We start from the raw sequence: 18,905 nt of genomic DNA, 5'->3' as shown, positions 1-18,905 counted from the left end.
TATGAGTGATTTATCCAGACAGGACCGCAGAAAAAAACCTGAAAAACCGAAGAAAAAAAAGCGTGGCATTATTAAAAAGACGGGATTCGTGCTGCTTGTCCTGCTCCTTATCGGTACCATTGCCGGAGGTATTGCAGCTGCAGCCATCATTTCCGATGCCCCGGAACTTGACCGGGAACAGCTCACGCTGAGCCAGAATCCGATCATTTACGATAAGGACGGCGAAGAGCTCCCGGCCCTCGAAACTGGTATGAACCGTCAGTCGGTGACGATGGACGAAATACCGCCGGTGATGGTGGATGCTGTTATTGCGATTGAAGACACGCGCTTCTACGACCACTTTGGTGTGGATATCCGCCGTCTCGGCGGCGCGGTCATCGCGAACTTCCGAAGCGGCTTCGGCAGCGAAGGAGCCAGTACCATTACCCAGCAGGTCGTGAAGAATCTGTTTCTTGACTTTGATAAAACGATTACAAGAAAACTGCAGGAGCAGTACCTTGCTGTCCAGCTCGAACAGCAGTTTACAAAAGATCAAATACTCGAAATGTACATGAACGCCATTTATTTCTCGGATGGCCAGTACGGCATTTCTGCAGCGGCAGAGTATTATTTCAATAAAGAGCTCTCTGAACTGACGATTGAAGATGCAGCGCTTCTGGCAGGCATTCCGCAGCGGCCAAATGCCCACAATCCGTTTAACAATCCGGAAGACGCAGAAGACCGCCGGAACACGGTTATAAACCGGATGGAAGCAACCGGGAAAATCTCCGCTGAAAATGCGGAATCTGCCCGATCTGTGTCCGTTTCTGACCAGCTGGAGCCGACCGACCGGGAAGAAAACCAGTACCAATCGTACATCGATCAGGTGCTTTCGGAAGTAGAAGAAATTGAAGGAATTGAATCAAGCGATATATATACAGGCGGGCTGAAAATTTATACGAACCTGGATCAGGATATGCAGACGCGTATTGAAGAAATCATGCAGACTGATGAATATATTCAATTCCCCGACGAACAGATGCAGGCTGGTGTGACACTTATGGAAACCGACACCGGCAAAGTCCGCGCCATCGGCGGAATGCGTGAGCCTGCAGAAGGCGTCCGCAGCTGGAATTGGGCAACCAATCCGCAGCGGCAGGCAGGATCAGCAGCGAAGCCGATTTTCGCGTACGGCCCTGTCATCGATGAACTGCAGTGGTCCACTGCCCATCAGATTGAAGATGAGCCGCTCGATTACTCCAACAGCGATCAGCCGGTCCGCAACTTCAGCCGGGATTACCGCGGCGATGTGTCTATGCGGGAAGCGCTGAAAGACTCATTAAACGTACCTGCTGTAAGAGCCATCATGGAAGCAGGCACAGATAATGCACAGCAGTTCGCTTCGCAGGTGGGGATTCAGACCGATGAAGTATACGAATCCTCAGCGCTAGGAACCAACCCCGTCTCTTCCTATGAGATGGCCGGAGCTTATGCCTCCTTTGGAAATGGCGGCACGTACAATGAGCCGCACACAGTGGAGAGGGTGGAATTTCCAGATGGTCAGGAAATTTCCATGGCACCTGAACCCACTCAGGCTATGAATGATTATACCGCCTATATGGTGACGGATATGCTCCGCGACGTTATTGATGACGGAACCGCCCGACGGATGTCACTGAACGGATTCGATGCGGCAGGAAAAACCGGTTCGACAAACTTTACGGATGAAGACCGCGAAGGATTTGGCATTCCGGAAGGTGCGGATGCGATTCCTGATGCCTGGTTCGTCGGCTATTCCCCTCACCTGACTGCTTCTGTGTGGACAGGGTACGACAGTGGAAATGCCGGCTATATCGACCGCGGAAACAACGAGCATCATATTTCGCAGGATATTTTCCAGCATATTATGAATTATGCTCACGAGAATCTGGAAGACCGAAGCTTCGAGCAGCCCGATTCTGTCGTTGAAATAGCCGTAGAGGAAGCCACCGGACTGCTTCCAAGCGACTACACGCCGGACGATGAAATCGTGGAAGAACTGTTTGTACGCGGTACAGAGCCAGGCACTGTGAGTGATGAATTCGAGCTGGAAGAAGCATCAGACGTGTCCGGTTTAAGTGCTTCCTATGATGAAGGAACCGACACACTCTCTGTGAGCTGGGGCTTCCCTGAAGAAGAGCTGGAATTCTTTAATTTCCGTATTGAAACGGCTGCCGGAGGTGCCGACTTCACAACGGTCGACACAATCGGTGAGCGTTCCTACAGCTTTACCGGCCCGACGAAGGGAGAAACGTACCGTATCCGCGTGACTCCGGTGGATGACACCGGCTCCGGTGCCGGAGGCAGTGCAGAGACGTCTATTACTATTCCGGAGGAAGAAGAGCCGGAAGAAGAGATTGAAGAAAACGAAGAGAACGAAGAAAATCAGGAAAATGAAGAAAACGAGGAAACAGAAGAGAATATGCTGGAAGAGAACGAGACTGAAAACAATGAGAACACCGAGCCGGTGGAAAATGAAGAAAATAACGCACCGGAAGAAAACAACGTGGAGAACAATAACGGTTCCAACGAGCCGGCTGAAGAAACTCCCGCTGAAAACGACGCCCCGGATGAAGAAACAGGTGGAAATGCCCCTGCAGAAAACAACGGCGGCAACGGAAACACGGAAACACAAAATAATAATTCGAACCAGAATGAAGCGCCGGAAACAAATAATGCAGATGGAAATACCGAAACGCAGGAATCGAATACAAATTCCGGTAACAACGGTAATGAAAATGTCAGTACGCAGGAAAATGCAGAAACCAATACACCGGAAACGAATAACAATTCCAATTCCAATTCCCAGGAGGAAAACAACTCCTGATTCTGAAGACTGTTCACTCCCTTCAGCCTATAATAAATCAAAACGGACGCTCCCATCCGGGGCGTCCGTTTTGATATGAACAGAAGCCTGCCATCTGAAATGATGACAGGCTGTTAACTACCACAGTCAGCTGCGGCGTTTCAGAAGCTCTTTTATCTCCTGCATTTCTTCTTTTAATTCCTGATTGTCTGCAAATAGCTTTTCCATCTGCTGTTTCTGTTCTATTTCTTCATCATGGCCAAGGTAATCGAGGATAACGGCGACAACAAGGTTCAGGATAATCAGTGCACCGACGATGATGAAGGAGACGAAATAAAACCATGCCCACGGTATTTCCGCGATTACCGGTCTCGCTACCTGGCTGGCCCACGATTCAAATGTCACTACCTGAAGCAGGGTAAAAAGCGCAGTATGAAAACTGCCGAAAAATTCATATGGCAGCACGTCCCGGAAAAATACTGTGCCGATAATGGCATACATCGAGAAAATAAGTGATGTCAGGCCAAGTATACCGGTAAGCGCCGGAATCGAGCGTACGAGAGAGTCAATGATCCGTTTCAATGCCGGAATGGCCGGGATCATCCGGATAAGTCGCAGTACACGGACGAGACGCAGTACACTGACGAGCGGCGTGTTATATAAAACGAGACTTAACGTTACGATTGTAAAATCAAAAATATTCCATCCGTTTGAAAAGTACCGCTTTATACCGAGCCCTTTTAATTTCACCGCTGCTTCCAGAACAAAGAGCCAGACGATAATCGTATCGATGGTTAACAATACATCATTGCCCGGAAGATACGTTTCTGCGGTGATGACGACACCGTTCAACAGAATGAGTGCAATAATGATACGTTGAAACCAGGGATGAAGGACGAGCTTTTCTATTGTGGACGTGCTGTCTGCTGTTTGTTCAGCCATGTAGTATCGAAACCTTTCTCGTTGTATGCCGGGTAAAGACTTTCATTATTTTGCTTCTCTTGGATCAGGAGGGACTGACAGCCCTTCTTTAGTCAATCGCTTCCGGCCTTCACGGCACAAAAAAGCAAGCGGACAGCTTGTGCAGCCCGGCTTCTGGGATTTGCAGTGATATCTTCCGAAAAAAATGAGACGGTGATGCGTTACAGACCATTCCCCTCGGGGAATTTTTTTCATCAGTGTTTTTTCTACTTCCAGTACCGAATCTTTCCAGCGGCATATGCCGAGGCGTTTGCTCACCCGCTCTACATGGGTATCGACGGCTATGGCCGGTTCATCAAATGCAACCGATGCAACAACGTTTGCCGTTTTCCGGCCGACACCGGCGAGTGTTTCGAGCTCCTCCTGCGTTCTTGGCACATCTCCGTCAAAATCATCCAGAAGCGACCGGCACAATTTCTGAATATTTTTCGCCTTGCTCCGGTACAGTCCGATCGAGCGGATGTCCTGCTCCAGTTCTTCCAGAGGAACGTCCAGATAATCCTCCGGTTTTTTATATTTAGCAAACAGGCCGGGGGTTACTTTGTTTACGAGAGCATCTGTCGCCTGTGCGGACAAAAGGACGGCGATGGTTAATTCAAATGGATTGGAATGAGTCAGTTCGCATTCTGCTTCCGGAAACATTTCCGCGATTGTATCGAGTGAGTACCTAATATCCTTTTTTGTCAGCAGCAGGAACGCCTCCTTCCAGCCAGTTGTACCCGGGAGGGGTTTTAAGCTCCCGCTTTCTCTCTTCGCCTGCATGGCGGTTTCTTCGGACGTTCTCGCCATGTTTTTTTGCTTCCTGAAGGCTCCGGATACCGTTTCGTTTCCATTCATGAAGAATACGGTCGATGTAACGGAAATTCAATCTAGAGGAGATGACAGATTCTTTAAGCGCTCCTTCTATCAGCTCGACGCTGTGCCCATCCTCATCGAGCCACATCGAGATCATCTCAATTTCCATCGGCGAGAGCGGGCGGGCAAATTCTTCTTCAAAGCAGCGGAACAGATTTCCCTGATTCTGCTTATGCATATCTTCTTCCGGTTCATCGGCATTCATCCATTCGCCGAGCTTTTCATACAGCGGTTTCAGCGAGACAAACTCTTCAATTGTGCCATCCGCCTGCTGCGTCTCTTTTATTTCGATAAACCTGGCGGAAAGCAGTGAGCTGAGAAGACGCGAGCAGTCTTTTTCCGGTGTGCTCATCCGGGAAGCCAGCTGTGCAGGAGAAGGAAGCACTTCCCCCTCCTGTTTGAACTGGTGCACGTGCATCAGCATCAAAAACTGCATATCATCGAGACCGAGAGAAAGATACGTTCTGAAAAGAACAGCTGGAAACTGGAAAGGAGTTTCTTCGAGAAGCTGAATGTACTGATCGGGCTTCATTGATATAATCTCCTTCCTTTGAACGTTCATTAAGGGTAAAGACGGTTAAGAAGCCGTGGAAATGGAATCGTTTCACGTACGTGCTCTGTTCCTGTGATCCAGGCCACCGTTCTCTCCAGACCGAGCCCGAAGCCGGAATGTGGAACAGATCCGTATTTCCGGAGGTCGAGATACCACTGGTAGGCATCTTCGGAGAGGTTATGCTCCTTAAACCGCTCAGCGAGAAGCGCTTCATCATCAATCCGCTGGCTTCCTCCGATAATTTCGCCGTAGCCTTCCGGAGCAATGAGATCCGCGCAGAGAACGACATCATCGCGTTCAGGATGCGGCTTCATGTAGAATGCTTTAATATCTTTTGGATAATTCAGGATAAATACCGGTTTATCAAAAGATTCGGCAATAGCCGTTTCATGCGGGGCGCCGAAGTCTTCCCCCCATTCAATTTCATAGCCTTCTTTCTGCAGAAAGGCAATGGCATCATCATAACTGATCCGGGCAAACGGCGCTTTGATTTTCTCAAGAGCTGTAATATCCCGCTCCAGCGCATCCAGTTCAAGGCGGCAGTTATCGATGACAGACTGGACGACGAAAGAAACGTAGTTTTCCTGAATCTCCAGACTTTCTTCATGGTCGACGAATGCCATTTCCGGTTCAATCATCCAGAACTCGATCAAATGGCGGCGCGTTTTCGACTTTTCTGCACGGAATGTCGGGCCGAAAGAGAATACACGGCCGAGTGCCATTGCGGCTGCTTCCATATACAGCTGACCGCTCTGGGACAGGTAGGCATCCTCATCAAAATATTTCGTATGAAAAAGATTCGTCGTTCCTTCCGCGGAACTTCCCGTTAAGATCGGCGGATCTACTTTGACGAAACCTTCTTTATTAAAGAATTCATAAGTGGCACGGATAATTTCATTGCGTATCGTCATAATTGCATGCTGGCGTCTGGAACGCAGCCATAAATGCCGGTGGTCCATGAGAAATTCCGTTCCGTGCTCCTTCGGTGTGATCGGATAGTCCACCGCTTCATGAATGACGTCGACGCTTGATACAGCCAGCTCATAACCTGAAGGAGCACGGTCATCCTTCTGTACCGTTCCCGTGACGTAAAGCGCACTTTCCTGCGTCAGTTCTTTTATTTTCTGGAATGCTTCTTCGCCCGCTTCTGCCTTCACGACGACACCCTGAATAAATCCAGAGCCGTCGCGGAGCTGCAGAAATGCGATTTTTCCGCTGGAGCGCTTATTTGAAAGCCACGCGCCAAGCGTTACTTCTTCTCCTACGTGATTTCCAATCGTTCGAATCGTTGTTTTCACCAAAATCCCTCCAACACAATGTTATGACTGCACGAATGCTTCGATTCTTGTTAATGCTTCTTCCAGCAGATCCAGACTGGTTGCGTAACTGAGCCGGATGTTATCCGGCGCACCAAATCCGCTTCCCGGAACGACGGCAACTTTCGCTTCTTCAAGGAGAGCAGCCACCCAGTCATCGGTAGAGGCATAGCCGCCCCGCTTTACTGCTTCTTTTACATTTGGGAACAGATAAAATGCCCCTTTCGGCTTCTGGCAGCTGAATCCCGGTATCGCATTGAGCCGGTCGATAACAGCGTTTAAACGTTCCTCAAACGCGCTGCGCATCGTCTCAACGGACCCATCGTCCTCCGTGTAGGCTGCAAGAGCCCCGTACTGCGCCATGACAGCCGGATTGGACGTTGTGTGGCTGGCAAGGTTTGACATCTTTTTAATAATCTCTTTGTTACCAGCCGTGTAGCCGATCCGCCAGCCTGTCATGGAATGAGATTTGGAAACGCCGTTTACTAGCAGTGTCTGCTCCTTCAGTTCAGGCGAAATCTGGGCGATGGATACATGCTCCGAGCCGTCATAAAGCAGCTTTTCATAGATTTCATCCGAAATAATCAGGAGATTATTCTTGAGGCAGACGTTTCCGAGCTGTTCAAGCTCCTCTCTGGAGTACGTCATCCCGGTTGGATTGCTCGGCGAATTAATAATGACAGCCTTCGTTCTGGCGGTTACTGCCTCTTCCAGCTGATCCGCGGTCGCTTTAAATTCATTTTCTTCGCGTCCTTCAATAAAGACCGGCTTTCCGCCTGCAATCTTCACCTGTTCCGGATAGCTTACCCAGTACGGAGTGATAATAAGTACTTCATCGTCTTCTTCAAGAATCGTCAGAAATATCGAGGAGAGCGCATGCTTCGCGCCGGTGGACACGATGATTTCCTCCGGTGAATAATCCAGCCCGTTATCCTGCTTGAATTTATCACAGATTGCCTGCTTTAACTGCGGCATACCGGCTGCCGGCGTGTATTTCGTATGTCCTTCCATCATCGAGCGGTAGCTTGCTTCGATGATATACTGCGGTGTATTAAAATCAGGCTCTCCGGCTCCGAGGCCGATCACATCGTGACCCTGAGCTTTCAATTCTTTCGCTTTCGCCGTAATGGCGAGTGTTGATGACGGTGTAATGGATTCAACTCTTGGGGAAAAACGCATTTTTCTATCGTCTCCTTTCAAATTGTCAAACAGCATTCAGGCCGGTTCTTCCGGCAGAAGGTAATTCCGGAGGTAGCTTCCATCATTAAATGACGTGTAGTAATAGCCGTATCGTCCTTCTTCATCACGATAGCGGACTTCATAAACAGGCTCTCCGCTCTCCAGCCCGGGAAGCACGCTGATTAGTTCAACTGCTTCAGTTTCTTCTTCCGCTTGAGCAGCAGCCTCCTCCGGCGGGATACCGCCGGATCGGTCTACAACAGTAATTTCTCCTGCATTTTCTTCTTCCTCGGTCCTTTCAGGAACAAAGACAAACTGCGGCGTTCCATCTGCCGTGAGTGTATGAAGAACGATAAACGACTCTCTTCCGTGGAAAAAGGTCCGCTCCTCCACCTCAGCTATATCTGCAGCAGCATAAGCACGCTCCTCTGCCTGATCTGCACGTGCTTCCAGTGGGTTCTCCACCGAATTGTACAGCAGATAAGCAGCGGATGCTGCCGTGCCGAGAACGAAAATAATCACTGCTGGAATCCATGTTTTCATGAATCCACTTCCAGCGTTTCGTAAATGGAAAAAACCATCCGTTCTTTATCCGTTTCATCCAGAGCCAGACCGAACATCAGATTTTTCTCTTTCAGCGTCCGGTTCAGCGAGTCCACCAGCTTGTATACATCCGGTGTTTTTTCAATCGTTACAGTGGAAAGCAGACGTACCTGATCATGAGTCATAGGTATCCATCCTTCTTTAACAAAATCATATCTATTTGATTATAGCAATTTTGCAGCCTGCTTGTCTGCGTTAAATCGGATTCTTTCCTCATCGAGCGTGACAAGCTCTTTGTTCTTCATCAGCCTCCGCCCCTGCACCCAGACGTCTTCCACATCCGAGGATTTCAGCGAGTACGCAGTGTGGGCAGCTGCACGGTCAAGGTTGGGCGTAAGATGAAGAGAATGTGGATTGACAGCAATAAAATCAGCCTCCATGCCAGCCTGAATCACGCCGGTCTGGTGAAAACCAAGAAGCTCCGAGCCGCCGGACGTCGCCATTCGAAATACATCGGCTGCAGGCAGCGCCTCGGGATCCTCCAGACGACCTTTATGAATCAGTGCAGCCAGGCGCATCTCTTCAACCATATCGAGCGTATTATTGCTAGCTGTCGAATCTGTACCGAGTGCTGTTCTCACACCGGCCTTCATCATTTCCGGAATAGGTGCGGTACCTGAACCGAGCTTTGCATTGGATGACGGGTTGTGGGAGACGCCGGTTCCTGTGTCCGCAAGAATCTGCATGTGTGCTTCTGTTATATGTACAGCATGAGCCAGAAGCACATCGAGTTGGAAAATACCTAGCTGATGCAGATGATCAACTGGATGAAGACCGTGCTCCCTGCGGTGGTCTCTGCATTCCTGACGGGTTTCTGCACAATGTGTATGAAACAGCACGCCCTTTTCCACAGCAAGTGACGCGGCTTTCTCCATAAATGCCGGCGGGCACGTATAAGGGGCATGCGGCATGACCGCTGTCCGGATACGCCCCTCAGCCGCTTCATGCCATGAATCAATAAAATCGGCGGAAGCGTCCAGACGTTCCTGCCAGCCTGCTTCCCCTCCAAAACCGATCATCCCTCTGCCAAGAACCGCACGCATACCGGACGCAGACGTTTTTTCAGCGAGATCATGAATACCGAGGTGATACATATCGAGAAAGGCTGTCGTACCGGATCGGAGCATTTCCGCCAGAGCGAGATCCTGAGCCGCTGACACCATGTCGCGGTCTAGTTTCTGTTCATTCGGCCACATAACCTGCTCCAGCCACTGCCGCAGAGGAAGTTCCTCTCCCGCTCCGCGGAGAAGCGTACTACCCGCGTGACCATGTGTGTTAACGAAGCCGGGGAGAAACCAGCGGCCTTTTCCGTCTATATGTTCATCATAGTCTTCTGTTTCTCTCGATACGCCGCTGCCGGCGCGGGTAATTGTACCGCCTTCCATGATGATCCCCCCGGCGGTCAGCTTTCCTTCCGCGGACATGATGAGACCATTATCGATGAGCGTCTTCATGTTTTGTCTCCTCTCTGCTTCGGTACAGCCATTTTTCCGTAAAATCCGCCATTTCCTCCAGCGTTCCCCGCTCTACGCTGGCTCCGGGAAGCGAACGCAGAAACTGTTTTCCGTAGCGGGCTTTCTCGATACGGCGGTCCATGACGATGACGACGCCTTTATCCTTTTCCGTACGGATCAGACGTCCAAAGCCCTGCCTGAAGCGGAGGATAGCCTCCGGCAGTGCCAGTTTCATAAACGGAGACTTCCCTTCTTCTTCCAGACGTCCCGCTTTTGCCCGGTAAACAGGGTCCGATGGAGGCGCGAATGGAAGCCGTGCCATCAAAAGCACGGATAAATCCTCTCCGGGTATATCGACTCCTTCCCAGAAACTGCTCGTACCGAGAAGGATACTCTGGTCAAACTGCTGAAACAGCTTAATTAATTTCGTGCGGCTTTTTGACTGAACGCCCTGACCGATGACAAGGTACGTATCATCGAGCATTTCCTGAAGTCTCCGGTACGTTTTTTTCAGCATGGCATAGGACGTAAAAAGAACGAGCATTTTTCCTTTTGAGGCACTCGAAATGCGGACAACCGCTTCTGCCAGTTTTTCAACGTAAGCTTCCTCTTCTTTTACCGGCGGAATATCCTGCGGAAGCAGAATGGCAGCCTGATTCTCCCAGTCAAACGGCGATTCCGCCTGCATCTGCTTCACCTCAAAATCCTCCATGCCGAGCTGTTCCATAACAAATGAAAACGACTGGTTTACCGCAAGTGTGGCACTTGTGAGGACGACGTGTTTTTTCTTGGCGAAAAAATAGTCAGCAAGCAGATCAGCTACATCCACAGGGCTGCTGTAAACGGTCAGCGCCTGTTTCGGACCGCGGTTAGCCCGCTCCATCCAGTAAACATGGGAGTCCGCCGGCCGAAGCAGCAGACTGCCGGCTTTATCGATACAGCGGCCGATCTCTTCCATAAGGGAGGAGACACCGGTTTCCTGAGACGTTATTTCTTCACTTTCCATCATATACGTCAGCTGGCGGTAAGCTTCCCGCAGCCGGACCGCAGCATCCTCCACTTTGGCAAACGCTTTTTTCTCATGATCGATGACCGTCGACCATTCACCCATATCGTTCTGCGCACTGCTTTTCCGGGAAAAGTCGTAGAGCGTCATGAAAAGATCATTCCAGTCGTCCTTCAGTCCGGTCAGCCTGTCTTTCCAAAAATCAGGCAGAATAGGGTCCGGTTTCTGCAGCCACTCATTGATCGGTCTTGCTGCATCAGCATAACTCATCCGCTCTGCGAACTGACGGGAAGCCGTTTTCTGCAGGTGGTGGGCTTCGTCCACAATGATATGCTGATAAGACGGAAGGACAGACGTAGATATATCTGTGAGAAGCATCGCGTGGTTGGTAATAATGATGTCGGAATGCCTCGCTTTTTTCCGGGCACGCTGGTAAAAGCACCGGGAAAACCAGGGACAGTCCGGGCTGCTGCAGGAGCCGGGTTCACTGACAAGCTCGTACATAAACCGCTCACCGGAAGCGGCGTTCACTTCTTCAAGGTCGCCGCTTGCCGTCTGGGTGAGCCAGACGATTATCTGTGACAGCGAGAGCTGCTGATCATATGTTTTTTCTGCCTGGGATGAAAGCATGTGCTCCAATTTCTGCAGACAGAGATAATGGCTTCTCCCTTTCATGAGTGAAGCGCGTACCTGCCGGTTCAGAAGCGTTTCGACAACAGGAATTTCTTTGTAAAGAATCTGTTCCTGCAGTTGAATCGTTTCGGTACTGACAAGGACCCTCTTCTCTTCTGAAAGAGACGTTAATACAGCCGGCAGAAGATAGGCAAGTGTTTTTCCGGTGCCGGTGCCTGCTTCAGCGATACCGATATGACCATCATTTAAAATATTCTGAACGAACAGACTCATGTTCTGCTGTGCCGTTCTCTCCACCATAGATGGGTGGACAGAGGCGAGTACTTCCGACGTTAAATAGGCGGAGGGATCTGTTCCGCAGGCTTCCGCAGCTTCTTTAATTTCTTCATTGACCCGGACGGCGGTCCCCCGGTATTCCTCCACTCCGTCAGGCACTTCTGCATGTTCAAGCCATTCGCCGAGCAGCGCCCCCATATCACTTTTCCATGCCTGCTGCAGGTACAAAAGCCGGTGCAGCGATGCAGGTGGCAGCGAACGCCCTTTTTCCATAATTTTTAGAAGGATGGACGCGGAAGCCTCGGCATCGCTCAGCGCCTGGTGAGGATTGTCATGAACAATGGAAAACATGTCAGCCAGATTCTGCAGCCTGAAACTCTCTGCAGTCGGGAAAAAGATTCGTGACAATTCCACCGTATCCAGCACCGGACCGGAGAAAGGGGAATACCCTGCATCTTCCAGTGCTTCGTTTAAAAAGGAGAGGTCAAAGTCGACATTGTGGGCCACAAACCAGGCCCCGTCCAGATCAGAGAGGATCTCGGGGGCCAGTTCTTCGAAGGCCGGGGCGCCAGCGACGTCTTTCTGCTCAATCTGCGTCAGCTGCTGGACAAAAGGAGGGATTTCTTTTTCTGTCTGAACGTGGGACTGAAAACGGCGGATGACCGTGTCATTTTCCATAACACAGTAAGCGATCTCCAGAATTCTGTCTCCTTCAGAAAAAGACATTCCCGTTGTTTCCAGGTCCAGTACTACAAAACGTGTCATGATTACGCGCCTACCTTCTGTTCAATTTACTCACCGGATCGTTGCTTCCGGCTCCGTTCCAATCCGCTCCTGTACACGGTTGTTCTCATCCAGAATAATGACGTTCGGTACGTGGGACTGAGCTTCAGCTTCTTCCAGCCATTTGTAGGAAATAATAATGACTTTATCCCCCGGCTGGACGAGACGGGCTGCAGCGCCGTTCAGGCAGACGGTACCGCTGCCGCGGGCACCCGAAATCGTGTACGTTTCCAGGCGCGCACCATTGTTGTTGTTTACGACCTGCACTTTTTCGTTTTCAAGAATCCCTGCCTCATCAAGAAGGTCCTGATCCACCGTAATGCTTCCGACATACTGAAGATTCGCTTCTGTTACTGTTGCTCGGTGCAGTTTCCCTGCCATCATTTCTCTCATCATCGTTATCGGTTCTCCTTTTAGGGTATGAAAATGATATTGTCAATTAATCTGGCGTGATCATATTGAACGGCCGCAGCCAGAACGAGCCGTTCTGCTTCCTTACCGGGCTCCTGCAGATCCGGATAGGTCCAGAGCTCGACATAATCCACCGTTCCCGACAGTCCGGCGAGCGTTCCGCTGACCTGCTCCACTGCTTTCTGTTTTCCAAGCTGTCTGTACGTGTCGACTCCTGCTTTCAGCGATTCGTAGATTGCCGGAGCCTCTTTCCGCTCCGCCTCTGAAAGCCGGACGTTCCGTGAACTTTTCGCAAGACCATCGTTTTCCCTTACCGTCGGCACGGCGCGGATGGAGGTGTCCAGATTGTAGTCGGCAGCCATCGTTTCAAGCACCGCCGCCTGCTGTGCATCTTTTTGTCCGAAGTACGCTGCGTCCGGACGGACTATCTGCAGAAGCTTCATGACGACCGTTGCTACTCCGGAAAAGTGGCCGGGACGGCTTCTGCCGCAGAGGACGTCTGTTCCTTTTTCCACAGCGATGCTGGAAGCCATTTTTTTCGGGTACATTTCCTCTGCAGAAGGCATAAATACGACATCGACGCCTTCCTCCCTGCAGACGGTTTTATCCCGCTCTTCGTCCCGCGGATACGTTTCAAAATCCTCCCCCGGTCCGAACTGAAGCGGATTGACGAAAACCGAGACAACCGTTACATCGTGGTTGTGGCTGCTTTCCTGCATCAGCCTCCGGTGGCCTTCGTGAAGATAACCCATCGTGGCCACGAAACCGATCGTTCTGCCATTCTTCTGTTCCCTGCGGAGATGTTTTTTTAATTCACGGATACTCGTGATGACATTCATTTCTTTTCACCATATGGCTTAAAGACATGCGCTTCTTCCGGAAACCTCTTTTCTTTCACATCTTCTTTAAAGGCGGATAGTGCGTCATGTATGACCGGGCGTATATCCGTATACTGCTTGACAAACTTCGGCGTATGTCCGCCGTAGTAGCCGATAATATCGTGGTACACAAGCACCTGGCCGTCTGTAAAACGTCCCGCGCCGATACCGATAACAGGGATCGTCAGCTCTTCCTGCACAAGCCGGGCTGTCTCTTCCGGAACACATTCCAGGACGAGCATGCAGGCCCCTGCCTTTTCGACAGCGGCGGCATCTTCCAGAAGCTTTTTCTTTGATTCTTCTGTTTTGCCCTGAACGCGGTACCCGCCTTCGACGCCGACGGTCTGCGGAGTCAGGCCGAGGTGGGAAACGACAGGGACGCCGCCCTCTGTGAGCCTGTTGATGATATCAATGACCGGACCGCTTCCCTCGATTTTTACCGCGTCCGCCCCGCTCTTCTGCATGACGTCCGCAGAGGCCTTTAACGCATGTTCTGTAGAAATATGCGCCGCCATGAACGGGATATCCGTCACTGTGAAGATCGAATCTGTTCCCCGTTTCACCGCTTTTGTATGGTAAATCATATCCTCCACCGTAACCTGGACCGTGGAGTCATAGCCGAGCACGACCATGCCGAGTGAATCGCCGACAAGCAGAACATCTGCACCGGCCTCTTCCGCGAGCGATGCGGACGGAGCATCATAGGCGGTGATCATGACAATCGGGTCGTTGTCTTCTTTCATTTTCCGGAAATCCTGCGTCGTTTTCATTTTTCATTCCTCCTTCTGTCTCCGCTCTTCTTAAAAGAGTCGAAGCAGCACCAGTTCTCTCTTCATGTCATCAGGTACAGGCCGTGACGGTCCTGTCCAGTTCGTATTATAGCAATTTCACGGACAGCTGTCGAAAACTAGATGGAGATATCTCCGGAAATGACTTCCTTCTGACCAGTCTCTGTTTCCACTATCAGCCTGCCGTCCTCCCGGATATCCACCGCTCTGCCTTTCCAGCTCTGGTGTCTCTGGTGTATGGTAATTTCTTTATTGATTACCGTACTGTAACGAAGCCAGTCTTCCCTGAACGGCGTGAATCCGTTTTCTTCAAATTCAGGCAGCCGTTTTTTTAACTCATCAAGCAGCGCGGCCAGAAGGGCAGACCGGTCCCACTCTTGTCCCGTAAGATGGCGGAGAGAGACAGCTGTAGGTTTGATCTCCTCCGGAAAATCCGTCTCATTGACATTTACGCCGATACCGATAATAAGGTAGTGGAGCTCATCCATTTCCGCATGCATTTCCGTTAAAATGCCGCAGACTTTCCTGCCTTCTGCCAGAATATCATTGGGCCACTTGATCCGCGTATCCACTCCGTACCGCTGCAGGACATCATTGATAATAACGGCTGCTGTAGGCGTAATGGCTGCCGCCTCCTGAGGAAGTTTATCCAGTCTTAGAATAATGCTTGCTGCAAGTGCTGTTCCTTTTTTCGTAGACCAGGGGCGTCCGCGCCGTCCGCGTCCACCGGTCTGTTCATCTGCAGTAACCACGGTCCAGCCCCGTGCTCCTCCCTGGGCGAGCCGCTGTGCCCGCGTCTGTGTGGACGGGATTTTTTCGTGGTGTTCGATGTGAATACCCTCTGTCCGAAGCTTTGAAGACACCGCGTGAGCACTGAACCCTGTTCCGCTGTGCTCCAGCCGATAGCCTTTTTTTCTGACAGAAACGATGGTATAACCTTCTTCCCGTAATGACTGAATATGCTTCCAGACTCCGGTCCGGGAAATACCGAGCTGTTCACTGATATGCTCCCCGGAAGTATATCCTTCGGCACGGGAAAGCATCTTTAATATTTCTCCTTTCATGAAATCCACCCCTCTCTTCGTAAAAAGCGGTGCACGTCCGCCTCGTTATTCGGGATTTTCCCTTCCACCACAGCACGGGCTGCACTTTTAACTGCCATCCCGCGGTCTGCTTTTGGAACAGCGTGAATGGTTTCTGCTGATAACGCCGTCTCCCTGACATCATAAATCGGAAGTTCGGGAATGACCGGGGGCGTTTCTCCGAGCAGCAGCGCCAGGTTTTTGGCACTGGTCACCGCTGGCTGGTGGAACTGGAATACATCCCACCGGCTCCACGGAAGAGATCGGTGCGCACGCCATGCATCCGTATGCTGCTTCTTCTGTTTACGGGACAGCGCCTTGAACCAGTAAGGCGGGAAGCGTCCCGGCAGCACGACCCACTTCTCTCCTTCGTGAAACATTTCCGGTCTGTTTATAAGTCCATGCCGCAGATCGTTATCTTCAGCCACCGGAAACGACACCACGCTGGTCAACATAAAATACCGCTCCCACTGCATGGAGTTCCAGCATGAGAATGGTGTCCGTCCGAGCTCCTGTACAATCCGCTCGTATGCTGTCGTTTTGAGAAGCGGTGCCTGCTCTTCCATCGCACGAAAAAAGATCTGCTGCAATCTCCCCGTCGTACTGGAGGGAAAAACGGACAGCCCGGAGGATCCGGACCGGATCGTCTTTTATTTTTTCGACAGCATCCCCCGGGGCAGTCAGTCTCCGCTGATGAAGGTCTTCTGCACCTCCGGCAGGATCGATCAATCTTTTCTCCGCGTCCAGCGCCATGGCATTCCATGTAAAATCACGCCGCAGCAGGTCGGTTTGAATATCCGACTGCAGGAGCGTCACTTCCACCGCTTCATTCCACGGAAAAATGAGAAAGACCGGATGCTTCCGGCCGACCCGGTGCATCCGGCTGTAAAGAGAGCGGAGTGCCAACTCATCTGTCCTGATGACGAGGTCAACATCCCGCGGGACCGATCCTGTCAGCATGTCCCGGACCGCTCCTCCGGCAATCCAGGCATCGATGCCGGCTTCCTTCAGCCGCTTCAGCTCCAATACTGCCAGATCCAGCCGGTTCATACGGTCGTTAATACCTCCTTATAAAGACGTTCATACTGACTAACGATATCTTCTTTATGAAAATCCTCTTTGACTCTCCGTTTCGCCTCGATCCGCATCGCTTCGTGCCTCTTTGGATCTTTCAAAACAGATACGATTCCGGCTGCGGTTTCATCCAGTGCGCCGAGCGGAAAAATGAGTCCGCTCCGACCGTCCTCGATGACTTCAGGAATGCCGCCGACATCTGTCCCGCAGACCGGTACTCCGCATGCCATCGCTTCCAGCAGCACAAGACCGAAGCTTTCCTTGGAGGAAAGAAGCAGTTTCATATCACTGATGGATAAAAGATCAGCCACCTGTCTCTGTGTCCCCGTGATATGTACATGCTGAATGTTCTGCTTCTGAACCATTTCCCGGATCACCGGCAGTTCCGGTCCATCGCCGATCAAGAGAAGATGCGCGGGCATTTCCTTCTGAACACGCTGGAAAACACGGACCACGTCCTCCACCCGCTTTACTTTGCGGAAGTTGGACACGTGGGAAAGAACTTTTTCTCCAGGCTTTATGCCGAACGACTCCCGTAATCCGGTATCCGGCTTGGGATAATAATCCGCTTCATCAATAAAATTATATACGGTCCGGATCGCTTTATCCGTACCGAGAAGAGACTGCGTCTGACGGATTAGATCCGTTGACACAGCGGTTACAAGATCCGAGCGTTCGATCCCAAACCGGATCATATCCGTAAAGGAGGGGTCGTGACCAAGCACAGTAATATCTGTACCGTGAAGCGTCGTCACGATACGGACACGTCCTCCAGTCATCTCTTTTGCAAGATATGCACTGACAGCATGCGGGATCGCATAATGAACGTGCAGTATATCCAGGTTTTCCTGCTTGATGACATCCGCCATTTTGCTTGCAAGGGTCAGATCATACGGCGGGTACTGGAACACTGAATAGGAATTCACTGTCACCTCATGAAAAAAGATATTCTCTGCATTCACGTCCAGGCGGTACGGAATACTTGAGGTAATAAAGTGAACTTCATGACCTCTCTGGGCGAGCGCCCGTCCAAGTTCTGTTGCCACCACTCCGGATCCGCCCACGGTAGGGTAGCAGGTAATTCCGATTTTCATTTCTGCCGCCTTTCTGCAAATGAATGCACCAGTAATTTTTCGGAGCGGAAGCCTTCTGCAGATTCGACACCGGCTTCCCGTCCGATAAGCCGGTTTCCGGAGAGGGTATCTTCAATATAGCTCTCTGTAAGCGGCGTCGAAACGCTCCCTTTTCCTTTTGTGAACTGGGATTCGTAACAGGAAAGAGCTGCTTTTTTCACAGAGACCGTTTCCGAGATATCTACGGTAAATACCGGACTTCCGGTACCGTTCACCTGATAGTAGAACAGATTCTCCGGCCTGAACGGCGGAAGCGTACCATATCGGCGGATACCGGAATTAAAAAACGCCTCACGGACGATGGCTCCAGTGGCTTCGTGATCCGGATGACGATCCGGAGATGCCGGAGCAAAGACGTAAACAGGCTTTCGTTCACGTATCCACTCCGTCAGTTTTTCAATAATGGCATGTTTCATTTCATCAAGTCCCCGGTCAGGATACGCCCAGAAAATTGGTTCTGCTGCTCCGAGGAGAGAAGCCGAGGCCCGGCATTCTTTCTTTCTCTGCTCCGGTGTTCCATTGGAAGAAAGGCCGGCTTCCGTCAAATGAAGCATATGTACCTGCCACCCCTGTCCGGCAAGAACGGCAGCTGTACCGCCCATTCCAATTTCAATATCGTCAGGATGGGCACCGATACACAGTACTTCAGGAGTCACTTGGTTTTCTGGATTTTCCATGAACGAGATCCCTCCATCCGAGGTCCCCTCTGGCCAGTGCTGCGACGAGGACTTCTGCTGTTGCCATATTTGTAGCAAGCGGCACGCTGTACACATCACAGAGACGGATCAGCGCATTGATGTCCGGCTCATGCGGCTGTGCCGTCAATGGGTCACGGAAGAAGAAGACGAGATCCATATTGTTTTCTGCAATCTCAGCGCCGATCTGCTGGTCTCCTCCGAGTGGGCCGGATTTGAATCGTGTCAATGGAAGAGATGTGGCTTCCATAATCCGTGTACCGGTGGTGCCTGTTGCAAACAGGCAGTGGTCTTTTAATAAATGTTCATATGCAATCATAAATTGTACGAGATCATCTTTTTTCGTGTCGTGGGCGATACATGCGATATTCATGACAGCCT

General features: G+C 50.9%; 19 protein-coding genes. 1 reads left to right on the top strand and 18 read right to left on the bottom strand.

Features of this window, described 5'->3' with window-relative positions; translation table 11 throughout:
* The first annotated feature begins 1 nt into the window (after position 1).
* On the top strand, positions 2 to 2,845 hold the full coding sequence (locus C6I21_RS02700; protein WP_181186051.1) for a PBP1A family penicillin-binding protein: 2,844 nt from the start codon (positions 2 to 4) through the stop codon (positions 2,843 to 2,845).
* Between the two features lie 126 nt (positions 2,846 to 2,971).
* Here the strand turns inward: C6I21_RS02700 and C6I21_RS02695 are convergent, their stop codons facing one another.
* The 18 genes from C6I21_RS02695 to mgsA form a co-directional block, all read right to left on the bottom strand.
* Complete coding sequence (locus C6I21_RS02695; protein WP_105957886.1) at positions 2,972 to 3,766, bottom strand: ion transporter; 795 nt, start codon at positions 3,764 to 3,766, stop codon at positions 2,972 to 2,974.
* 45 nt (positions 3,767 to 3,811) lie between these two features.
* Positions 3,812 to 4,495 carry an endonuclease III gene (gene nth, locus C6I21_RS02690; protein WP_105958015.1) on the bottom strand — a complete coding sequence of 228 codons (684 nt, stop codon included), beginning with the start codon at positions 4,493 to 4,495 and terminating at the stop codon, positions 3,812 to 3,814.
* Entirely contained in the window at positions 4,473 to 5,192 is a 720-nt protein-coding gene (locus C6I21_RS02685) for a DnaD domain-containing protein (protein WP_181186050.1), read from the bottom strand. Before C6I21_RS02685 ends, nth begins: the two co-directional genes overlap by 23 nt.
* Before the next feature lie 29 nt (positions 5,193 to 5,221).
* A complete protein-coding gene (gene asnS / locus C6I21_RS02680) occupies positions 5,222 to 6,511 on the bottom strand; it encodes an asparagine--tRNA ligase (protein WP_105957884.1) in 1,290 nt (429 codons plus the stop codon).
* A 21-nt stretch (positions 6,512 to 6,532) separates the two neighbouring features.
* Positions 6,533 to 7,708 carry a pyridoxal phosphate-dependent aminotransferase gene (locus C6I21_RS02675; RefSeq protein ID WP_105957883.1) on the bottom strand — a complete coding sequence of 392 codons (1,176 nt, stop codon included), beginning with the start codon at positions 7,706 to 7,708 and terminating at the stop codon, positions 6,533 to 6,535.
* A gap of 36 nt (positions 7,709 to 7,744) precedes the next feature.
* Positions 7,745 to 8,251, bottom strand: a complete 507-nt coding sequence (locus C6I21_RS02670) for a DUF5590 domain-containing protein (RefSeq protein ID WP_105957882.1) — start codon at positions 8,249 to 8,251, stop codon at positions 7,745 to 7,747.
* A complete protein-coding gene (locus C6I21_RS02665) occupies positions 8,248 to 8,436 on the bottom strand; it encodes a YpmA family protein (RefSeq protein WP_105957881.1) in 189 nt (62 codons plus the stop codon). Before C6I21_RS02665 ends, C6I21_RS02670 begins: the two co-directional genes overlap by 4 nt.
* Before the next feature lie 39 nt (positions 8,437 to 8,475).
* Entirely contained in the window at positions 8,476 to 9,765 is a 1,290-nt protein-coding gene (locus C6I21_RS02660; RefSeq protein WP_105957880.1) for an amidohydrolase, read from the bottom strand.
* Complete coding sequence (dinG, locus tag C6I21_RS02655) at positions 9,746 to 12,445, bottom strand: ATP-dependent DNA helicase DinG (RefSeq protein WP_105957879.1); 2,700 nt, start codon at positions 12,443 to 12,445, stop codon at positions 9,746 to 9,748. The genes C6I21_RS02660 and dinG overlap by 20 nt, the downstream gene beginning before the upstream one ends.
* A gap of 30 nt (positions 12,446 to 12,475) precedes the next feature.
* Entirely contained in the window at positions 12,476 to 12,859 is a 384-nt protein-coding gene (panD, locus tag C6I21_RS02650) for an aspartate 1-decarboxylase (protein WP_105957878.1), read from the bottom strand.
* A 17-nt stretch (positions 12,860 to 12,876) separates the two neighbouring features.
* Positions 12,877 to 13,713 (bottom strand): pantoate--beta-alanine ligase, encoded by an 837-nt coding sequence (gene panC, locus C6I21_RS02645; protein WP_105957877.1) that lies wholly within the window; start codon positions 13,711 to 13,713, stop codon positions 12,877 to 12,879.
* Complete coding sequence (gene panB, locus C6I21_RS02640) at positions 13,710 to 14,522, bottom strand: 3-methyl-2-oxobutanoate hydroxymethyltransferase (RefSeq protein WP_105957876.1); 813 nt, start codon at positions 14,520 to 14,522, stop codon at positions 13,710 to 13,712. Before panB ends, panC begins: the two co-directional genes overlap by 4 nt.
* Before the next feature lie 137 nt (positions 14,523 to 14,659).
* Positions 14,660 to 15,604, bottom strand: a complete 945-nt coding sequence (locus C6I21_RS02635) for a biotin--[acetyl-CoA-carboxylase] ligase (protein ID WP_105957875.1) — start codon at positions 15,602 to 15,604, stop codon at positions 14,660 to 14,662.
* Positions 15,601 to 16,077: an HD domain-containing protein gene (locus C6I21_RS02630; RefSeq protein ID WP_142393201.1), complete on the bottom strand. Its 477-nt coding sequence runs from the start codon at positions 16,075 to 16,077 to the stop codon at positions 15,601 to 15,603. The genes C6I21_RS02635 and C6I21_RS02630 overlap by 4 nt, the downstream gene beginning before the upstream one ends.
* On the bottom strand, positions 16,043 to 16,672 hold the full coding sequence (locus C6I21_RS02625; protein ID WP_105957873.1) for a tRNA nucleotidyltransferase/poly(A) polymerase family protein: 630 nt from the start codon (positions 16,670 to 16,672) through the stop codon (positions 16,043 to 16,045). The genes C6I21_RS02630 and C6I21_RS02625 overlap by 35 nt, the downstream gene beginning before the upstream one ends.
* Entirely contained in the window at positions 16,669 to 17,790 is a 1,122-nt protein-coding gene (gene bshA, locus C6I21_RS02620; RefSeq protein WP_105957872.1) for an N-acetyl-alpha-D-glucosaminyl L-malate synthase BshA, read from the bottom strand. The genes C6I21_RS02625 and bshA overlap by 4 nt, the downstream gene beginning before the upstream one ends.
* Positions 17,787 to 18,506 (bottom strand): bacillithiol biosynthesis deacetylase BshB1, encoded by a 720-nt coding sequence (bshB1, locus tag C6I21_RS02615; protein ID WP_105957871.1) that lies wholly within the window; start codon positions 18,504 to 18,506, stop codon positions 17,787 to 17,789. The genes bshA and bshB1 overlap by 4 nt, the downstream gene beginning before the upstream one ends.
* On the bottom strand, positions 18,475 to 18,897 hold the full coding sequence (mgsA, locus tag C6I21_RS02610; protein ID WP_105957870.1) for a methylglyoxal synthase: 423 nt from the start codon (positions 18,895 to 18,897) through the stop codon (positions 18,475 to 18,477). Before mgsA ends, bshB1 begins: the two co-directional genes overlap by 32 nt.
* Positions 18,898 to 18,905 lie beyond the last annotated feature (8 nt).

The sequence above is a fragment of the Alkalicoccus urumqiensis genome, from assembly GCF_002993335.1.
Classification (GTDB): domain Bacteria; phylum Bacillota; class Bacilli; order Bacillales; family Salisediminibacteriaceae; genus Alkalicoccus; species Alkalicoccus urumqiensis.
The sequence above is the reverse complement of the archived record's forward strand: the minus strand, read 5'-3'. Positions and strand labels throughout refer to the sequence as shown.